The organism is Leisingera sp. ANG-M7, from assembly GCF_000813965.1.
GTDB lineage: Bacteria > Pseudomonadota > Alphaproteobacteria > Rhodobacterales > Rhodobacteraceae > Leisingera.
On sequence record NZ_JWLI01000001.1, the window covers coordinates 281,037 to 298,187 of the forward strand.

General features: G+C 61.1%; 23 protein-coding genes and 3 tRNA genes. 7 read left to right on the forward strand and 19 right to left on the reverse strand.

All coding sequences use genetic code 11. The features are described from left to right. Window positions 1–2: 2 nt before the first annotated feature. Together RA26_RS01375 and hemA are read right to left on the reverse strand one after the other, a co-directional pair. Complete coding sequence (locus RA26_RS01375) at window positions 3–1,232, reverse strand: helix-turn-helix domain-containing protein (protein WP_039178747.1); 1,230 nt, start codon at window positions 1,230–1,232, stop codon at window positions 3–5. Window positions 1,233–1,362: 130 nt separating this feature from the next. Continuing rightward, window positions 1,363–2,598 (reverse strand): 5-aminolevulinate synthase, encoded by a 1,236-nt coding sequence (gene hemA / locus RA26_RS01380; protein ID WP_241482568.1) that lies wholly within the window; start codon window positions 2,596–2,598, stop codon window positions 1,363–1,365. 388 nt (window positions 2,599–2,986) lie between these two features. Between hemA and RA26_RS01385 the strand changes: the two genes are divergently transcribed. Continuing rightward, window positions 2,987–4,378, forward strand: a complete 1,392-nt coding sequence (locus RA26_RS01385; RefSeq protein ID WP_039178751.1) for a M20/M25/M40 family metallo-hydrolase — start codon at window positions 2,987–2,989, stop codon at window positions 4,376–4,378. Window positions 4,379–4,416: 38 nt separating this feature from the next. Here RA26_RS01385 and RA26_RS01390 read toward each other — a convergent pair whose 3' ends face one another. Beyond that, window positions 4,417–5,070: an imm11 family protein gene (locus RA26_RS01390; protein ID WP_039178753.1), complete on the reverse strand. Its 654-nt coding sequence runs from the start codon at window positions 5,068–5,070 to the stop codon at window positions 4,417–4,419. 375 nt (window positions 5,071–5,445) lie between these two features. On the opposite strand from RA26_RS01390, the gene RA26_RS01395 reads away from it, so the two are divergent. The 3 genes from RA26_RS01395 (at window position 5,446) to RA26_RS01405 (ending at window position 7,143) form a co-directional block, all read left to right on the forward strand. Further along, window positions 5,446–6,324, forward strand: a complete 879-nt coding sequence (locus RA26_RS01395) for an alpha/beta fold hydrolase (RefSeq protein ID WP_039178756.1) — start codon at window positions 5,446–5,448, stop codon at window positions 6,322–6,324. Between the two features lie 121 nt (window positions 6,325–6,445). After that, window positions 6,446–6,667, forward strand: coding sequence for a hypothetical protein (locus RA26_RS01400; RefSeq protein ID WP_039178759.1), 222 nt, complete (start codon window positions 6,446–6,448; stop codon window positions 6,665–6,667). A gap of 59 nt (window positions 6,668–6,726) precedes the next feature. Next, window positions 6,727–7,143, forward strand: a complete 417-nt coding sequence (locus RA26_RS01405) for a nuclear transport factor 2 family protein (protein ID WP_039178761.1) — start codon at window positions 6,727–6,729, stop codon at window positions 7,141–7,143. A 38-nt stretch (window positions 7,144–7,181) separates the two neighbouring features. Here the strand turns inward: RA26_RS01405 and RA26_RS01410 are convergent. From RA26_RS01410 to RA26_RS01420, 3 genes are all read right to left on the reverse strand, one after another. Next, window positions 7,182–7,258: transfer RNA gene (locus RA26_RS01410), tRNA-Asp, on the reverse strand. A 67-nt stretch (window positions 7,259–7,325) separates the two neighbouring features. Continuing rightward, a tRNA-Asp gene (locus tag RA26_RS01415) sits at window positions 7,326–7,402 on the reverse strand. Between the two features lie 81 nt (window positions 7,403–7,483). Continuing rightward, window positions 7,484–7,560 (reverse strand) — tRNA-Asp (locus RA26_RS01420). 371 nt (window positions 7,561–7,931) lie between these two features. Between RA26_RS01420 and RA26_RS01425 the strand changes: the two genes are divergently transcribed. Further along, entirely contained in the window at window positions 7,932–8,126 is a 195-nt protein-coding gene (locus RA26_RS01425) for a hypothetical protein (RefSeq protein WP_039178764.1), read from the forward strand. A 10-nt stretch (window positions 8,127–8,136) separates the two neighbouring features. Here the strand turns inward: RA26_RS01425 and RA26_RS01430 are convergent, their stop codons facing one another. Continuing rightward, the gene (locus tag RA26_RS01430) at window positions 8,137–8,808 is read right to left on the reverse strand and encodes a recombinase family protein (protein ID WP_241482569.1); all 672 of its coding nucleotides are present in this window, start codon (window positions 8,806–8,808) and stop codon (window positions 8,137–8,139) included. Next, window positions 8,789–9,013, reverse strand: coding sequence for a hypothetical protein (locus tag RA26_RS22565; RefSeq protein ID WP_152612534.1), 225 nt, complete (start codon window positions 9,011–9,013; stop codon window positions 8,789–8,791). Before RA26_RS22565 ends, RA26_RS01430 begins: the two co-directional genes overlap by 20 nt. A gap of 151 nt (window positions 9,014–9,164) precedes the next feature. Here RA26_RS22565 and RA26_RS01435 point away from each other — a divergent pair, with 151 nt between their 5' ends. Together RA26_RS01435 and RA26_RS01440 are read left to right on the forward strand one after the other, a co-directional pair. Continuing rightward, the gene (locus RA26_RS01435) at window positions 9,165–9,500 is read left to right on the forward strand and encodes a hypothetical protein (RefSeq protein WP_039178766.1); all 336 of its coding nucleotides are present in this window, start codon (window positions 9,165–9,167) and stop codon (window positions 9,498–9,500) included. Between the two features lie 25 nt (window positions 9,501–9,525). Then, window positions 9,526–9,885, forward strand: coding sequence for a hypothetical protein (locus RA26_RS01440; RefSeq protein WP_039178770.1), 360 nt, complete (start codon window positions 9,526–9,528; stop codon window positions 9,883–9,885). A 74-nt stretch (window positions 9,886–9,959) separates the two neighbouring features. Here RA26_RS01440 and RA26_RS01445 read toward each other — a convergent pair whose 3' ends face one another. From RA26_RS01445 to RA26_RS01495, 11 genes are all read right to left on the reverse strand, one after another. After that, window positions 9,960–10,730, reverse strand: coding sequence for a hypothetical protein (locus RA26_RS01445; protein WP_039178771.1), 771 nt, complete (start codon window positions 10,728–10,730; stop codon window positions 9,960–9,962). Further along, window positions 10,730–11,017 (reverse strand): hypothetical protein, encoded by a 288-nt coding sequence (locus RA26_RS01450; protein WP_039178774.1) that lies wholly within the window; start codon window positions 11,015–11,017, stop codon window positions 10,730–10,732. The genes RA26_RS01445 and RA26_RS01450 overlap by 1 nt, the downstream gene beginning before the upstream one ends. Before the next feature lie 34 nt (window positions 11,018–11,051). After that, window positions 11,052–12,260: a hypothetical protein gene (locus RA26_RS01455; protein WP_152612535.1), complete on the reverse strand. Its 1,209-nt coding sequence runs from the start codon at window positions 12,258–12,260 to the stop codon at window positions 11,052–11,054. Window positions 12,261–12,266: 6 nt separating this feature from the next. Beyond that, window positions 12,267–12,668: a hypothetical protein gene (locus RA26_RS01460; protein ID WP_039178778.1), complete on the reverse strand. Its 402-nt coding sequence runs from the start codon at window positions 12,666–12,668 to the stop codon at window positions 12,267–12,269. A gap of 167 nt (window positions 12,669–12,835) precedes the next feature. After that, complete coding sequence (locus RA26_RS01465) at window positions 12,836–13,057, reverse strand: hypothetical protein (RefSeq protein ID WP_039178781.1); 222 nt, start codon at window positions 13,055–13,057, stop codon at window positions 12,836–12,838. Continuing rightward, window positions 13,057–13,245: a hypothetical protein gene (locus RA26_RS01470; RefSeq protein ID WP_039178784.1), complete on the reverse strand. Its 189-nt coding sequence runs from the start codon at window positions 13,243–13,245 to the stop codon at window positions 13,057–13,059. The genes RA26_RS01465 and RA26_RS01470 overlap by 1 nt, the downstream gene beginning before the upstream one ends. Window positions 13,246–13,248: 3 nt before the next feature. After that, window positions 13,249–13,929 carry an NlpC/P60 family protein gene (locus tag RA26_RS01475; RefSeq protein ID WP_039178786.1) on the reverse strand — a complete coding sequence of 227 codons (681 nt, stop codon included), beginning with the start codon at window positions 13,927–13,929 and terminating at the stop codon, window positions 13,249–13,251. Window positions 13,930–13,932: 3 nt separating this feature from the next. Continuing rightward, on the reverse strand, window positions 13,933–14,373 hold the full coding sequence (locus RA26_RS01480) for a hypothetical protein (RefSeq protein WP_039178789.1): 441 nt from the start codon (window positions 14,371–14,373) through the stop codon (window positions 13,933–13,935). Next, complete coding sequence (locus RA26_RS01485; protein WP_039178792.1) at window positions 14,370–14,663, reverse strand: hypothetical protein; 294 nt, start codon at window positions 14,661–14,663, stop codon at window positions 14,370–14,372. The genes RA26_RS01480 and RA26_RS01485 overlap by 4 nt, the downstream gene beginning before the upstream one ends. 10 nt (window positions 14,664–14,673) lie before the next feature. Beyond that, window positions 14,674–16,413 carry a right-handed parallel beta-helix repeat-containing protein gene (locus RA26_RS01490; protein ID WP_039178795.1) on the reverse strand — a complete coding sequence of 580 codons (1,740 nt, stop codon included), beginning with the start codon at window positions 16,411–16,413 and terminating at the stop codon, window positions 14,674–14,676. A 15-nt stretch (window positions 16,414–16,428) separates the two neighbouring features. Beyond that, on the reverse strand, window positions 16,429–17,016 hold the full coding sequence (locus tag RA26_RS01495; RefSeq protein WP_039178798.1) for a lysozyme: 588 nt from the start codon (window positions 17,014–17,016) through the stop codon (window positions 16,429–16,431). Between the last annotated feature and the right edge of the window lie 135 nt (window positions 17,017–17,151).

Consider the following 17,151-nt stretch of genomic DNA (forward strand, 5'->3'; position numbering starts at 1 on the left):
GATTACTCGGAGGGCTGCTGCACTTCTGCCTGAAGCTGCGCCACCAAGGTCGCTAGCGCCTCGTTGCTGCCGTCCTGCAGATCAGCCAGTTCAAACCGCCCGGTGATCGCATCCATCGACAGCTCAACATTTTTGGTAACCTGGCCGCGTTCTCCGACCGGACCGAAATGCTGGCCATTGACGGCAAAATAAATAGCGCTGCTTTCACCGGTGCGCAGTTTCGGTGCGTCCTCGGTCACCGGAACCTGGAACCGCTGGCCCGCATCCATAATGGTTTCCAGGATCACGCTGCCGTCCGCCGCAGTGACTTGCACCCAGGAGGGGCGCACCGCAACCATTTCAACGCCCGGCGTAACCGCTGCCAAAACCTGCGGCACCTGTGGTCCCTGCTCACCCTGCTGCAGCGGCCCCGCGCCGTCAAACGGCAAGCTGGCCTCGGCCAGGCTGATCGTCGGCACATCCGGCGCAGCAAAATTTCCCAGTGTCGAAGGGTCAAGAGTGGAAATCGGCGCGTCGCGCGCGACCAGCACAGGCACATCCAGCGCCTGTGGGCGGTAAAGACGGTCCAATGCCTCCGCCGCAGGATCCTGGGTGCCTTCGGCAACCGCCAGCACGGCGCTGCTCAGCGGGTCGAGATCCGCCAGCACTGCCGGGGTCTGATCCACCGGTGCGAATTGCACCTGCTGCACCTCTTTCAGCACCGCCCAGCCGCCATAGGTGATGCCGCTAATCAGGCCGGCCAGCACCATAAGCGAGCCGACGGCACGCAATTCAATCTGGCTCAGGATGCTGCTGGGTGCGGGAATGAACGGGGTATTCGGAGAGGCAAAGGCATCGCTGCCGAGGCCCTTGGATGCAACAACCGGCGCATTGCCTGACTTACTGCGGCTGGAAGCCTCAGCAGACATGCCGTGCGCCACGGAGAAGCCGCTTTCCTTGCAGAAGTCCTGAAACGCCTGTTCGGCATCCATGTTCAGATAGCGCGCATAAGACCGTACGTAGCCGGCGATGAAGCCGGGCGTGTCAAAGGCGGAAGGATCGGAGTTTTCGATCGCAGCGATATAGGAGGCCTTGATCCGCAGTTCGCGCTGAACGTCGAGCAGCGATTTGCCCATCGTCGCCCGCTCGCCGCGCATCACGTCGCCAAGCTTCAGCTCGAAATCGTCAAAACCCTTCGGCTCTGCCGTTCCGCCATGCTCATCTTGCTTGCGCTGGGTGAAGCGCCCGATCATGCCTGCCGTCCCATACTATGCCTGCCGCCATCGTTTCTAAACGGTGAAAGAATCACATGTGCGACTCAGATCCGTTGATTGATTAGCAACAGCGTAACACACTCAGTGTTAATTTACACTGATCAGTAAGTTACCCGGCAAGTTCGGCACGATTCAGCGCACAATGCGACCACAATGCGTCCATTGCGTGAACCAGCGCGTCGATCTCCTTGGGTCCGTGCACCGGCGAGGGCGTGAAGCGCAGGCGTTCGGTGCCGCGCGGTACGGTGGGGAAATTGATCGGCTGCACGTAGATACCATAGTCCTCCAGCAGGTGGTCGGACAGCACCTTCGTGTGCACCGGGTTGCCCACGATCACTGGAACGATGTGGCTGCCGTGATCAATGATCGGCAGGCCAAGCCCCTTCAGGCGCAGCTTCAGCACCTTGGCCTGATCCTGATGCTTGTCGCGCAGATCCTGAGCACCTTTCAGATAGGCAACCGAGGCCGCCGCCCCTGCCGCCACTGTTGGCGCCAGCGAGGTGGTGAAGATGAAGCCCGGCGCATAGGAGCGGATCGCGTCGCACATCTTGGCCGAGGCTGCGATATAGCCGCCCATCACACCATAGGCCTTGGCGAGGGTTCCATTGATGATATCGATGCGGTGGGCCAGCCTGTCACGTTCCGTCACGCCGCCGCCGCGGGGGCCGTACATGCCAACGGCGTGCACCTCGTCGATATAGGTCAGCGCGCCGAATTCATCGGCCAGATCGCACAGTTCCTCGATCGGACCGAAGTCGCCGTCCATCGAATAGACCGATTCGAAGGCAATCAGCTTGGGTGCCTTGGGATCGTCGGCTTCCAGCAGCTCGCGCAGGTGGGCCACATCATTGTGGCGGAAAATGCGTTTGGCACCGCCATTGCGGCGCACGCCCTCGATCATGGAGGCGTGGTTCAGCGCGTCTGAATAGATGATCAGCCCCGGGAACAGCTTGGGCAGAGTGCTCAGCGTCGCGTCATTGGCGATATAGGCCGAGGTAAACAGCAGCGCCGCTTCCTTGCCGTGCAGGTCGGCCAGCTCGGCCTCCAGCTGCTTGTGATAGACCGTAGTGCCAGAGATGTTGCGTGTGCCGCCAGAGCCTGCGCCGGTTGCGTTGATGGCGTCATGCATTGCATCCAGCACCACCGGGTTCTGACCCATGCCCAGGTAATCGTTGCCGCACCAGACGGTGATGTCCTGCTTGCTGCCGTCCGGCCGGTTCCACACCGCATGCGGGAAATGGCCATTCTTGCGCTCAATGTCGATGAAGGTCCGGTAACGGCCCTCTTCGTGAAGGCTAGCAATCGCTGCGTCCAGTTTCGCGGTATAGTCCACCGGCATCTCCATAGCTAATTGTACTCCTGCGGAGCACGCGGGCTTTGTAAAGGGCACGGGTCTTCTGACGATTAGGCCACAATCACGTTCACGACTGGTTACCTGAGGCAGTCCCTTCGATCAACTACATACGCGCCGCCAAGGGTGCGCAACATTGATGCAGGTCAAATAAAACTTAAACAGGGTCCGGGCAAGGACAGCTGCGGCCAACCTTTGGCCGTTTGCGTCGTATCTGTTTCCCGGATTTCCGAATAATGCGCAGTATCGGAAACCGCAGCAGCGGAAAATGCCGGGGATTTCCGGCCCTGAGGCCTCTGGCCCCTCCTCAATCGCGCTGCTAGGGTCCGCGGCAAATTGGCCCTTTCCCCGGGCCTTCCCCCGAAAAACAGGAGAGCATGAGATGGCACTGAATGATGTTCTGGACCGGATCGACACAGAGCTGGACGCAGCCACCGAACGGCTGATGGAGCTGTTGCGGATCCAGTCCATTTCCACCGATCCGGCCTACAAGGCAGAGTGCGACAAGGCCGCCGACTGGCTGGTGGCGGATCTGAACTCCATCGGCATCAAGGCGGAAAAGCGCGTGACCCCGGGCCACCCGATGGTGGTCGGCCACGTGGGCGAGGAAAACACCGATGCGCCGCATGTGCTGTTTTATGGCCATTACGATGTGCAGCCGGTCGACCCGCTGAACCTCTGGAACACACCGCCGTTTGAGCCGCAGCTGGAGGATACCCCGAACGGCACCGTGATCCGCGGCCGCGGGTCTTCGGACGACAAGGGCCAGCTGATGACCTTTGTCGAGGCCTGCCGCGCCTGGAAGGCTGTCAACGGCTCCCTGCCCTGCCGCATCACCTTCTTCTTCGAGGGTGAAGAGGAAAGCGGCTCCCCCTCGCTGATCCCCTTCATGGAGGCCAACGCCGAGGAGCTGAAAGCCGATATCGCGCTGATATGCGACACCTCCATGGTGTCGCGCGGGGTGCCGTCGATCTCCTCGCAGCTGCGCGGCATGCTGAAGGATGAGTTCACCCTCATTGGCCCCCGCATCGACCTGCACTCCGGCCACTACGGCGGCCCTGGCCTGAACCCCCTGCGTGAGCTCAGCCGCATCGTCGCCTCCTTCTATGACGAGGAAACCGGCAAGGTCGCCGTCGACGGCTTCTATGAAGGCGTGCATGAGGTGCCCGAGGACCAGCTGCGCCAGTGGGAAGGCTGCGGCTTTGACGAGAAGGACTACCTCGACAACGCGGGCTACACCCAAGCGCATGGCGAAAAGGACCGCTCAGTTCTGGAACAGCAATGGGCCCGTCCGACGCTGGAGGTGAACGGTCTCTGGGGCGGCTACAACGGCGCGGGCTCCAAGACCGTGATCCCGTCGGAAGCGCATTGCAAGATCACCTGCCGCCTCGTTGGCGACATGGACCCGGACGCGCTGCGGGTAAAGATCCGCAAGCATGTGGAAGCGCAGCTGAAACCGGACTGCAAGGTGGTCTGGGACAACGACCTCGAAGGCTCCAAGGCGTCAGTCATGGACATCACCCGCCCCGAATTCACCGCTGCCCGCGCCGCTTTGTCGGACGAGTGGCAGCGCGAAGCGGTGTTCTGCGGCATGGGCGGCTCGATCCCGATCGCCGGTTTCTTCAAGTCGATCCTGGGCATGGAATCGATGCTGGCCGGCTTCGCCAATGACGACGACGCCATCCACTCGCCCAACGAGAAATATGACCTGAAAAGCTTCCACAAGGGCATCCGCTCCTGGGCCCGTATCCTGGACGCGCTGACACAGAAGTAAAGACAGACGGGCGGAGGTTCTGCGGGGTCTCCGCCCACTCAAACGGTCACGATCTTGCAGGGGCGGAACCCCAGCCAGCGGGTGCTGAGGCCGGAGGACTTGATAGCCTTCTTTAAACGGTCCGAGAAAAACACACGGTTGCGAACGCTGCGGTCCAGCCAAAGATCCAGCTCTCCAGCCTCCTCTGGGTCCAACGCGAGTTCATGATCACCTGCCAAGGTCGGTTTCCAAATTCCCCCAGACTTCCCGACAGGTTTCAGCCCGCTAGACGCTTCCGCCACAAGCGTTTGGCAGTCCTCCCGAATATGCATGAAATACCAGCGCCCTGGGCGCAGGGTTTTCTGGTCATATTCATAGAGCGGCACCTCGTGGAACCGTGTGCGGCCCATGTTGAAGGTCTGCAAGAGGTCGTGCATTGCACCAGACACAATGACCAGCCCCTGGTGCCCCATGAACATATCCGGGAGGCTGTCCTTGTTCTTGCTGGAGAGGTCTCGCAGCGCAAAGAATATATAGGCTGGATATTCGTCAGTGTTGATTTCTGGTTCAATCCCATAGGCATAGCGACGTTGGAAGGCAACGCGCCATTTCTGATCGGCACCGGGAAAGAAGAAGTCTACGGATTTGATATTCCTGGGAGAGCTGAGGAGCTGGGATTCCCAGATTTTTTGGTGCGGCATAGCGGCCTCCATCGCATACAGGCCTGAGAAGAGGACTGTTTTCCCGGCTACCTCTGCCAGCCTCAATACACAGCCGCAAGCTGCTTCACTCTGACACGCTTCCCGCCACCATGCCCCCTTGCAATAACCCGGAGACGCGCACGGAGGCCCTCCCGCCCGTCATCGGCGCTCCGAGGAGCCCCTCTTCCCGTTGGGCCTGGCGCCGCCGATGGCGGCGCGCGCCGTGCAACCGCAGGGCGCCGGGCCCAAGGCTTGCTGTGCGGCATCTGTGATGCCGCGCCAAGGCGCGGGAGACCTCCGCTTTCCACCGAACGCAGCGGCAGTCTTGATCCTGCACGTCGCTCTAGCTCCAATACGCGGGAACCCATTATTCAGGGGAGAGAGCCCATGCCTGCTGTAATTGAAACCGGCACACATCAGGTGAACGGCCAGGAAATTGCCTATACCCGGCGCGGTAACGGCCCGCCGCTTCTGCTGCTGCACGGCTTCCCGCAGAGCAAGGAGATGTGGGAGGAAAGTGCCCCGCTGCTTGCCCGCGAATTCACCGTGGTGTCGGCGGACCTGCGCGGCTATGGAGCCAGCTCGAAACCCGGCAGCTTGGAGGCCATGAGCTTCCGCAACATGGCAGCCGATCAGCTGGCGCTGATGCAGGCGCTGGGATTTCCCCGCTTTCACCTCGCAGGCCATGACCGCGGCGGGCGCACCGCTCACCGGCTGGCGCTGGACGCGCCGGAGGCCGTGGCCAGCCTGACACTAATGGACATCATCCCGACCCATCTGCTGCTGGACCAGCTCACCCAGCAGGTCGCCCGTGCCTATTATCACTGGTTCTTCCTTGCCCAGCCCGCACCGCTGCCGGAGCGGATGATCGGAGCCGATCCGCAGGCCTATTTCGAAAGCTGTCTGCTTGGCTGGGGCGGCGCCTCGCTTTCGGACTTCCCGCCTGCCGCACTGGCTGCCTACCGCCGTGCCTGGGCAGATCCGGCCTGCGTCCATGCCATGTGCAATGACTACCGGGCCGCGATAGAGGTGGACTTCCACGACGACGCACGCAATCTGGACCGGCAGATCCATTGCCCCTCACTGGTGCTGTATGGCGCCGATAGCGCCATGGCCCGGGCCTATGACGTCGCCGCCGCCTGGGAACCGCACCTGCAGGACATGTCTGCGCGCAGCGTGCCGGGCGGGCATTTCTTCATCGACAGCACCCCGGCTGAAACCGCTGCGGCATTGCTTGAATTCCTGACCCCGCTGCTGCCGGCCTGAGACCTCGCCCGGCACCGTTTCACGGCTTTGATGTTCGTTTTACGCACCCGGTTAAGACTTGCTTATCGCTCTTGCCCTAACCTGACGGCAACGCGCATGCGGCCAGCAAACGGAGGCAGAGATGACACAAAGCAGGTTCAACCGTCCGCCAGGATTCGAGGGCAACCAGACCGACCCGGAGGAAAGCTACCGCGCCGGCTACCAGCACGGCACAAGGGTTCTGCTGCGCTATCTGGAATCCAATCCCAATCCCGACCTGAACCGGCTCAAGAAATGGGTGGATGCGGAGCTGACCGGATGGCGCCACGACACAGAGGCGGCACCGAACCCGCCTGCCCTTTGAAGGCAGCCGCAGTCAGTTGGCTGCTTGCCTGACCCGCCACCCGCGGTCAGGCTGCTATCATGACACAATCGATTCTGATTGACGGCCCGCGGCTGGCCGGTTTCCTCGCCTTGGAAACTCAGGTCTGGGAGGCATTGGTTGCGGGTGACCCGGAGGCCGACAGCCGAATGCTGACAGAGGACTTCCTAGGCGTCTATCCCAGCGGCTTTTCCGGGAAAACAGGCCATTGCGACCAACTGAAAAACGGACCAGTGATGGCGGGCTACCGCCTCAGCGACGCACAGCTGCGTATCATCAGCCCTGATGCCGTGCTGCTCAGCTACCGCGCGGCCTATCTGCCCTCTGGCACCACAGCATGGAAATCGATGCTGATTTCGTCTCTGTGGGAGAATAGCGCAGAAGGCTGGCGCAACAGCTTCAGCCAGGACACCCCCGAATTCACAGCGGCCCCGGAATGCCCACCGGAACACGGATGACAAACACTAGGAGCGTCTTTTTTTACTGAAGAAGGAAGTGGCGCGGTTGACGGGGCTCGAACCCGCGACCCCCGGCGTGACAGGCCGGTACTCTAACCAACTGAGCTACAACCGCGCATGGGCCTTTCGGCTATGGTCCCCATCCGGGGCGGACCCTGAAACGTCAGGGCGGCGGGCGAAAGTGGCGCGGTTGACGGGGCTCGAACCCGCGACCCCCGGCGTGACAGGCCGGTACTCTAACCAACTGAGCTACAACCGCATTTTCGCCTTGCGGCGGACCGTTTCCGATCCTGTTCCCCTCCGGGGCGGTCCCTGTTTGCCCCGGGAAAGGGCGCAGCAGTGGCGCGGTTGACGGGGCTCGAACCCGCGACCCCCGGCGTGACAGGCCGGTACTCTAACCAACTGAGCTACAACCGCCCGCTGCCCATTCAGGCATCGCTGCCGAATGTTGGGCTGTAATATTCTCCACCCCCGGACCCGTCAAGCGGTGTTTTGCCTTTTTCAGAACTTTCCCGGAAAAAAATAGCCCCACCCGGACAACACACTGAATCACAGCAAAAAACACAGCCGCAACAATCACTTGCGCGGGCAACCTGGATAACATCGTGAGAGAGGGATGGTGGGTCGTGAGAGGCTCGAACTCCCGACATCTTCGGTGTAAACGAAGCGATAGGCTGCCAAGGTGTTGATTTTTGATCCGAGGCGCTGTTTTTAATAGTGCCCTATACGGCATTTCCGCAGGGTTTGCCGGTTCGTGCCGGTTCACGGAACCAAGGAACACTTCGTAGATGCTCGCCATCCAGATCGACTGCGCCTGCGGGCACTACAACACCATCACTGATGAGAGGATCATCACCCGATTCCAGCGCGCGGAGAAGATGACCTACCGATGCAATGGCTGTGGCAAAACAGATCGCACCGAGGCGCGGCTGGCCTGGCAAGCCGTAGTGAACGCACTGGCGGATTCGAAGGAGGACGGGTAGCCGCTCCTTTTTAGGATTCCTCACCGTCATCGACGGAACCTATCTCGCCATCGTCCCACCGCTTCTGAAAAGCATAGTAGGCCGCACGGCTCAGCTTGACATCTGACAGCGGCTTGACCGCCTCGAATACTTCCTGACCGCGCTTTCCAGATCGCAGCATCATATCAGCGACCTCGACCCGGGCGGGCGTCATAGCAATGGGGCGGCCGGGCTTTTCGCCGCGCGCCTTGGCCCGCTCGATCCCGGCTTTCGTGCGCTCGATGATCAGGTTGCGCTCCAGTTCGGCAACCGCGCCCATGATCTGCACCATAGCCTTGCCCATCGGCGTAGTCATATCCACGCGCTCAGTCAGGCTGAAGAACTTCAAGCCGCGTTGCTCGAACAGGTTCAACACCATGATCACACCTTCCAGCGTGCGGCCCAGCCGGTCAAGCTTCCAAACAACAAACTCTGTGCCGGGGTGCTGAGCGAACCTCAGCGCCTGAAGGAACGCCGGGCGGTGCAGGGTGCCGCCGCTGGCCCGATCCACGAAAATCAGTTCCTCCGGTACCCCATAATCCTTGAGCGCCTGGATCTGCATATCGGGGTTCTGTTCCGCGGTCGAAACCCTGGCGTACCCGATCTTGCGAACCGGCTCATTTCCGGATTCGGACACTGCTTTCTTACTGCTTTTCGCCATCATCACCGCCGGTTTGGACAGGGTTCTTGGACTCGATCAAAGCCAGGATCGCTTCGCGCCCCAGGTGATTGTGCCCCTCAAAACCTTCCCGGGCAATGTGGTCCTCGATCTGCTGCATTTCGTCATCCGTGAACAGCAGCACCATGCGGTTGCGCCTGAGCTGGCTGACTTTCTTTGGTGGTCGCCCCATGCGTGCCTCTGCTGCCATTCCAGCCACCTGCTTACCCCGCTCAGACTTTCCATTGCAATAAATATTACAACACTTTTCTGTTGCAATATTTATAACCATAATTATTGTAATATTTATTGCAACAGTAAGCAGGAGCGGACACGCTCCAGAAACCGCCAGGAGACCGAACATGTTTGGCAAAAAGAGAAATGCGCCCGAATTGAAAGACGTTGAGCAGCGCATTTACGCAAACGGCAAGATGGGTGTTTTCCTGCGCATTCGTGCCGACGGCGATCCCAGCACGCTGCGCTTCGCCTGTGTTGCAGACTGGGATCAGGGGGCTATCGAGTTCCCGACCCGCGCCGAAGCGGTGAAGTATGCCGATGACTATGAGCCGCCGCAGCCAAAACCCAGAAGGATCGCAGGTAGGACCGTGGCGGAGTGGCAGGAGTTCGCGCGCCGAGACGATTGCCTAGACCAGATGGTTCCCAGTGATCTGCGTCAACTGGTTGCAGAAATCTACTAATCCAGAAACCGCCGCCGGAGGAACCATGCTCTATCTGCTGATTAAAAACGGCTACTACTACCGCCTCGACGCCCAAGGTTACACCGCAAGCAAGGCTGAGGCCGGGCGCTTCCATAAGGAGGAAGCTATTCAGCTTTGCACGGCGTCCAGCGGTGTCACCATGGTTGAACTGGATAAAGCTGAGGAAGTCGCCCCGATCTGCACCACAGGCATGTCACCGGACCCGGATCTTGCCCGCGATGCTGCCCGGTATCGCTGGCTGCGGGACCGGGATCTGAACACCATTGATCGCGGCGGCGTCTTCGCAGGCCTTACCCCTGAGAACGTGATCCTCAATGGCGAGGATCTTGACCTTCACGTCGATGCCGCAATGGCATCCAACTAACCCCCCACCCTGAAACGACAAAAGCCCCGGCGCGAACCGGGGCTTTCTGGCGTTTTCTTCTGTCGGGCGTCAGGTCAAATTGACCGTCCCTGCGCCGCTCCCGCCCATGTCACCACCTGCGCAAGCTGCTGGTCGGTCAGCTCGAACGGGAACACGAGGAGCGTGTAGATCAGGCCTGCGAACGGATCGCCACCCGCAGTGTCCGCAAACATGCCGAAGTTCGCTCCGGTGTCCGTTGGCACCCCGGTGCCGTTGACGACGCCTGTTTGCGCTTGCAGAACCCCATCCACGAAAATCTCTTGGTCCTCGTAGGTGTCGCCGATGGCACGCCTCCAGGCAATCACCGCGTCCGTGTTGTCTGCCACCTTCGCGACGATCTTATTCCCGTTATTGTGCCGCCATGACAATGTGCCGGATCCGACAGCGCCGCAAATGGACCCGCCGCCTGTGGTCCCGATGTGCCAGACGCGCTCCACCATGTTTGCCTGCGCCCCTGTGTTCAGCGCCGCGACGACGGTCAGGCCGGGGTTTGCGGCCAGGCCAAAGCGGGTTGCCGCGGTGTAATAGTCATTCGTTCCGTCTGGGTCGAGCCAGAGCAACCCGCTGCCCGACTGGTAGGCCGCGCGGTTCGTGTCGGCGGGGGCTGTGAGGTGATTGGAGTTCCCGCTCACATCCAGCGCCCGGCGCACCAAATCGCCCGTTGGCTCTGCGGCTGTGGTGTCTGAGGCGTCCTGAAAGAACTTCGAGGTGTTGCGCGCGTCGATCAGCATCGACGGGCTGTAACTCAGCGGGCTGAACCCGCGCGCGGACAGGGAAAGACCAAGGCCGAGACGAAGGCTGGTCATTATAGCGGCTCCCCAACTGCGACCGGCTCAGGAATGAAGAAATCCCAGCCCTGCCCCACAATGCAGGACTGGCTGCCCTTGGTGAGAACGGCGGTCCAGCTACCTGTTTCTGGGTTGCCCCACCATTCGACCATGCGGCCCCGGGTGTCGATGCCGCGGGCAATGGCTTCCTCTTGGTATTTCCCGCGCACAATATCCAGTACCTGCTCCCGGCTTGCGCAGTTCGATTGCGCCCATGCGGGAACGGCAAAGAGGGCCGCCAAGGCAGCTACAATGAGTGCTTTCATCGGTTAATCTCCTTTTTGGGAAATGCGCTGCGCGTCACAGTCCAAGCCGCAGCCCAAGGCTCAGACCACTCCTTGCGGGGGCTGATTGCGCCGGGGTGCCGTGATAGACAGTGCCTGTACCGAAGGCGTCAGGATCATCATATGCAGCGCCTGATATTGCGACGGCCCCGGTTGCAACTGTGCCGGCGCCAAAGCTATCGGGGTCAGCATAGGACGACCCGACAATGGTGATGCCGCCCTGGCTGACGGTCCCGCTGCCGAAACTGTCCGGGTCGCTATATGCGGCACCTGTGATTGACACGGCGCCGGTCGAAATGGTTCCAGAACCGAAGCTATCGGGATCGCTGAAGGGCGCGCCGGTAATTGTCGCTGCACCCGTGGAAATCGTGCCGCTGCCAAAGGTGTCACCGTCGGTATAGGCTGCGCCAGACAGGGTTAGGCCAATCTGCCCGGTCCCGAATGTATCGGGGTCAGTGAACGCCGCACCCGTGATCGAGACGGCGCCCGTTGTGATTGTTCCGGATCCGAAGGAGCCCGCGTCGATGTAATCCGAGCCGGTGATGGTTTGGCCGCTTGCCCCGCCGTCCTCGAAGATCAGAACAGCAACCGCGCCTTCGTGCTGCGAGCCATCTGAGTTGACGGTGGCGGACTTCACCCCGCCCGACTGTCCTGAGGCCTCTATCGCATAAACGTGAGACCGGCCATTGTTCCCGCCATTGTAGAGCGTGTTGCTGTCCGTCTGCGTGTCGAATGTCACGGCGGACAGGGTGAACGCGCTGTTCCTGCAAGCCCCGATGGCAATCTCGAACAGGTCCGTTCCTGATATGCTGGAGGTGTTCCCCGATGACGTTCCGTCCCAGTGCGCGGTGCCGGAATGTTCTGATGCTTCCTCCACGAATGAGAAGCTGTAGGAGGCGCTTGGCTCTACCTCCACAACCGTCAGGGCCTTCGAGTTCCCGGTGCCATCGTCAAAGCTGGCCGTGCTATTCCCCTCGGACGCGCCCACAATCCGCTCCCAGACGGTCACGGAATGGCGTGCGTTGGCGTCCGCCAGCTCCTGATCAATGGCTACCCGCTTTGTCCACGTCCCACCGCCGGTTACGGAGTGCGCGCTTTGGCCGGTTCCAGAGCGCTCAGAGGCGATAGCCAGGAGCAAGTTGCCCTCTGTGGGGCTGACCACTGTTACCTCTGCCGGGTCAGCACTGCTTTGGTTCAGTGACTGAGCTATGGAAAAGGTAGTCATGGCCGGTTACAGCGTGAACCAGCCAGCCGCATCCACGGTATAGGTGATATCGCCACCGTTCGGCGTGACAGGCAGTCCGGTCTGACCGGTGTCGAGGTAAAGGATCAGCCGCGACGTGCCCGGCGTGCCGGTGTCGATGTAGAGGACGATTGCCTCCGCAGTGCTCCCTGAGACGCTGGACCATGTGGGGTCGGCGCTGTCAAAGGTGCCGTCCGTGAACGTCTTGCTCGCAAGCGTGACCGCCGTGCCAACCACGCCAGACAGATCGTCCAGAAAGTCATGCGCCGCGCTGTAGGTGTAGGTTCCGGTATCCACCAGCGCCGCCTTCACGGTCCCTGCGGACATGTCCGTATTGGCCGAGCCGTTCAGCAGGGCCTCTTTGTATTTGGGGTAAATTGCGTTTGCCATCGTTACTCTCCAGCTATCCTCCTTATGGGATCAGGTGTGCCCATTCCGGGCAGGCCAGCGAGAACGCCGCATAGGCCTCTTGGATCTCATCCGCAGTCTGCTGGGTGTCCTGCCGCGAGCGCGTGGGCAGGGACTTCCCCCACTGCCGGCACAGTTCCGCGCCGGTCTCAGTCCCGCCAGCCGGCGTCGTCCAGTTTGCGCACCCGCTCATCAAGATTGCGGTCAACACGATCACGAATTTGGTCAGCGTTTTCATGGTCTTTCGCCCTCATCTCGATGTAGGTTTCGTCCCGGCCCTGTTTCTTCTTGGACTGCCCCCACAGGACCAGACCGGACAGCAGCGCGCCTGCCGCCGCAAGGTAGCCCCAGATGCGGTTGAGAATTCCCATCACCGCCCCCCGAATTGCTTCGCGATGGCATCCAAGCCAAACGCTCCAGCGGCGAACAGGAACACAGGTGTTGCCATGAACTTCGCGGAATCCACCACGGCCTCCTGCCCTGCCCCGTGTCCATAGACAAAGGCTCCAGCAAGGGTCGCCAGCAACACCCACGCGGTTTCGCGCTTGTAGGTTTTCATTTCTCAGGCCTCATTGCTTGAAATCGGGACGCCGCCGGGCGTCAGGTGAATGCGGCGACCGGTCACGGGAACGCCATCGGGCCACCGGGACGACAGCAGCCGCTCCTTAGCCATCCGGCTTACGGTCACCGCATTGGACTGGTTGCCGCCTAGAACGTGGAAGTGCGTTGCATCCTCACCGTGGTAAAAACCAACATGGCCCTGCCAGGAGTGCGGAGACACGCGCCAGAACACTAGCGTTGCCCCATGCACCGGATCTGTGGACTTGCCCCAGTCGCGCCAATTTCGCGCACCCAGTGGGTTTTCCGGCAGGGCGATGTGCGGATCCGCCAGCCGGTGCGCCGTGGCGACAAACGCGCCGCACCACGGCACGTCCCGAGGGTCAATCCAACTCACCGATTTGTCGAACCAGCGGCGCAGGCGCGCTGTGTCCCGCTGCTCATGCAGGCCGCGGATCTTGGCCGCCTCTTGCATCCACGGCAGCCGGACGCGCTCGTGATCTGGCCTTGGCTCCAAGGCTGCCAGCGTCAGCGGACCGATGTAGGGCCGCGCCCGGAAGCCGATCGATCGCTTGAACGCGACCACTGCCGCATCGGTGCGCGGTCCACGAACGCCATCAATGGGGCCTGGGTCAAACCCAAGCTCCCGCAGCCGGGTTTGCACCCAGCGATAGTCAACTGTCATGGCTTACCTCTGCGGATATATGTCGAACGCATTGCTGGCCCGGCGAACTTCGCGCATGCCGCCATTTGCTGGCTCAATGCGCCATAGTGTGTGAATCCGATACCGACCCGGCAACAGGTCGATCTGATCCACCCATGCCCACCAGCACAGGTCCAGATTATCCGGCAGGCTGTTGTCCGGTCGGTAATCGTTTGCCCCTCTGTGCGTGGAGTATGTGTACCAGTTTCCACCCGCTGTTTGCCGCATGACGGTGACGGTCCATTTGGCGTAGAAGTGGCGGTTAATGTCCCGGTTTACCGTCATTTTCGGGCATTCACCGGCCGCCGCGTTCTCGACATGAATACCGCTCACCTCGAACCACCAGCTCGCTGGCAGAGAGGACAGAGCCGTGCTGTACGCCAGCAGCAGGCCCCAAGCCCCCAAGATGATCTTGCCCCAGGTCATTTCTTCCCCCTCCAGAGGCGAAAGGCGTCCTCAATGCCAAGGGAGAGGATCTGCCGGGAGATATGCTCGCCGGTCAGGGCAATGAGGGCGGAGACCGCGTAGGTGTATGTCTCACCATCCAGATCCAGCCAGGCCACAAGCGGCTGCGTGAACACCAGCGCGCACGCGACCGCTGAAACAGTCGTGGCGATGGCGCCAAAGCAGGTGATGGTTGGCGAAGCCCTGAGCTTCAGCGCTATCGCCGCAGCCATGGCAATCCAGAACTCCAAGCTGGTTATCAGTTCGCGCATCCATTCCCCCTCAGTGCACCAGGTGCCCTGTGAACTCGCTTTCAATCGGCCGCGCCGCAAAGCCCGCCGTGTTCCCCGCCATCCCGTTGACGACTGCGTGCACAGTGATCACGTCTCCGCTGGTCAGTGGCTGGCTGGTGGTGATCGTCATGGTGTCGTCGCCGGTGGTGCCGTTGAACTGCCAGCGGCGCTTGCCGATGGCGGTGCCATTTTGCCGGACCTCGATGTGCCCGCTGGCGGCGGTGGCGATGGAAGACACAGCAACAGAGGCGGTGATCTCATAGAAGGCGGAGACCGTGATAGTGACCGCACCCGTGCCCGTGTTGACGGTCGGAGGTTGCTGGCATCCGGTCGGCACGTCGGTGTCATATGCCACTTGAACCAGCGCGCCGTTGCCAGTGATGCTGCTCTGGGCGTTGTTCGAGTTCATCGACCACGAGCTGAGGCGAGCCGGCAGCCGGGCCGCCACTGGCGCATTGGAATCGTCAATGGGGGTGGTCACGCCCGTATAGCTGTTTGTTCCAATCTCCAGGCGGATTGCATCGCTGTCATATGCGATGGCCGTGGTAGTGAGACGGAAGGCGTTGCCCTGAACGATGGTGTTCTGGTCCGTTGCAGTGGTGGCCGCCGTGCCGCGGAAGTCTATGCCCACCAAATGGTTGACGATGATATTCCCGACGATGGTCATGCCCAGCGTGTCGCCGAGTGCGTTGCCCATGCGGATCGCCGGTACCCGGTCGGTCCCAGTGGTTTTCTCGATGAACACGTTGGACGTGATCGAGAGGCCGTCGCCATTATCGTAGCCAAGCTGGCCGATGCCATAAACGGTAGTGGATGTGTCGGTATCCACCCCGCCGAGGTTGTTGTCCTCGAACAGGTTGCAGGTCACGCTGCCGTTGCGCGTGTTCTGGTCAAGGGTCAGGCCCTCCCAGCCATTGCTGCGGAAGGTATTGTTCGCGATAACGAACCGGTCCAGGCCCGCCGTAGACAGGCCCACCCCATCGTTGTCCTCGAAGGTGCAATGGACCACCGTCGCGCGCTTCGGGCTGCCCGGCGTGTCATCTGCGAAGGCCAGGCCGTTCCGGGTCGAGTTGCGGAAGATGCAGTTTTCAACCGTGCAGTCATCGCCATAGATGAACAGCAGAGTTGTGTCGGTGGTATTGCTCGCCTTGTCGCCATCAAAGGTGATGTCCCGGATCTTGAAGTAATCCCCCAGGACCCTCAGAACGTTGATGTTGTTGTCCACGCCTTTGATAAAGACCGTGTCAGGACCGGAGCCTTGGAAAAGGATGTTGTCATCGGTCTCCGAAAGCAGCACTTGGCTGTCAAAGACGAAATCCCCGGGGCCGAACTTCAGCTTGCCCCCGCCAAGTGCTGTAAGGTGCGCCACCGCAGCAGTTACAGCCGCCTTGTTGTCCGTGCTTCCATCGCCCTTGGCGCCAAAGCTTTCTGCCCAAACGTCTCCGGTGATGGTGATTTGCTGCGGCACGTTGTCTGCTTCAAAAATCAGCACGTCCGCGGCGTCTGTGACCCGGATTTTCAGACTGTCGTCCGAGGTGTAGATCTCCGGGAAAAAACCTGCGGAATCCGCAATCACCGGGCTGGTGTGCGCGGTTGTTTCCGCCAGGTCGGAATAGGTCGTGACAGCCGTGGTGGTCCCGGCTTCATAGACATACAGTTTCGCACCGCCTGCCGGATTGCCATTGCTATCCAGCGCCCGCGGGAACGCCTCGAACGAAAGCCTTGCCATTCGCGCCTCTTATGATCAGAAAAAGGACGCTTCCCGCAGGCGGCGCTTTTTGTTCACGCCGTCATTGTGGGAAGCTAGGGAGGAAATTGCGGATCGCACGTCACCGCCGGAGCGCACTGCCCGGGCCACACCCGACAGGTCATCGTTCCAGGCGCCAGCTCCGTAGTTGTAGGCCAGTGAAACAAGGGCGGCCCGCTGCTGCGGGTCCAAGGCGTTGTACCGTTCCTGACCGATAGCCCGGACTACAGACGGCTCGAATTCCGTGCTGACCCTCCGCGACAGGTCGCGATCTGCCCCAGCCCTGTCCACGGACATACCCTGCCGCACGGGAATGATGCGCCCGTCCTCGGTGGTGATGGTGTCCGACCCGTATCCGGCCCGGTACGCGTTCACGTCCCAATACGGGGTGTTGCTGAACCCCTCGAACTCCCGAAGCAGTGACAGGGCGTCTCCGGCCTCCCGCGTCGGCCCGCCATAGGCTGCCAAGGCGTTGTATTGCGGGCTGGTTGGCTGCTCTGCCAGGGCGTTCTGCATCCGCCGCGCCTGCACGATCTGCGCAAGCGCATTGCCCGCGACATTCGCGGTTTGGAGTTTGGGAAGCATGGGGCCTCCTGAATGTGCTTGAATTCCAATGAGCCAACGCACATCTTTGGTGGATGCGCAGGTTCCTCATTCACGCGGCGATTGCCGTTGTTCTGATCAACGCCCCTTTGTCCGTGTTTTTCGTCGGCTGGGGGC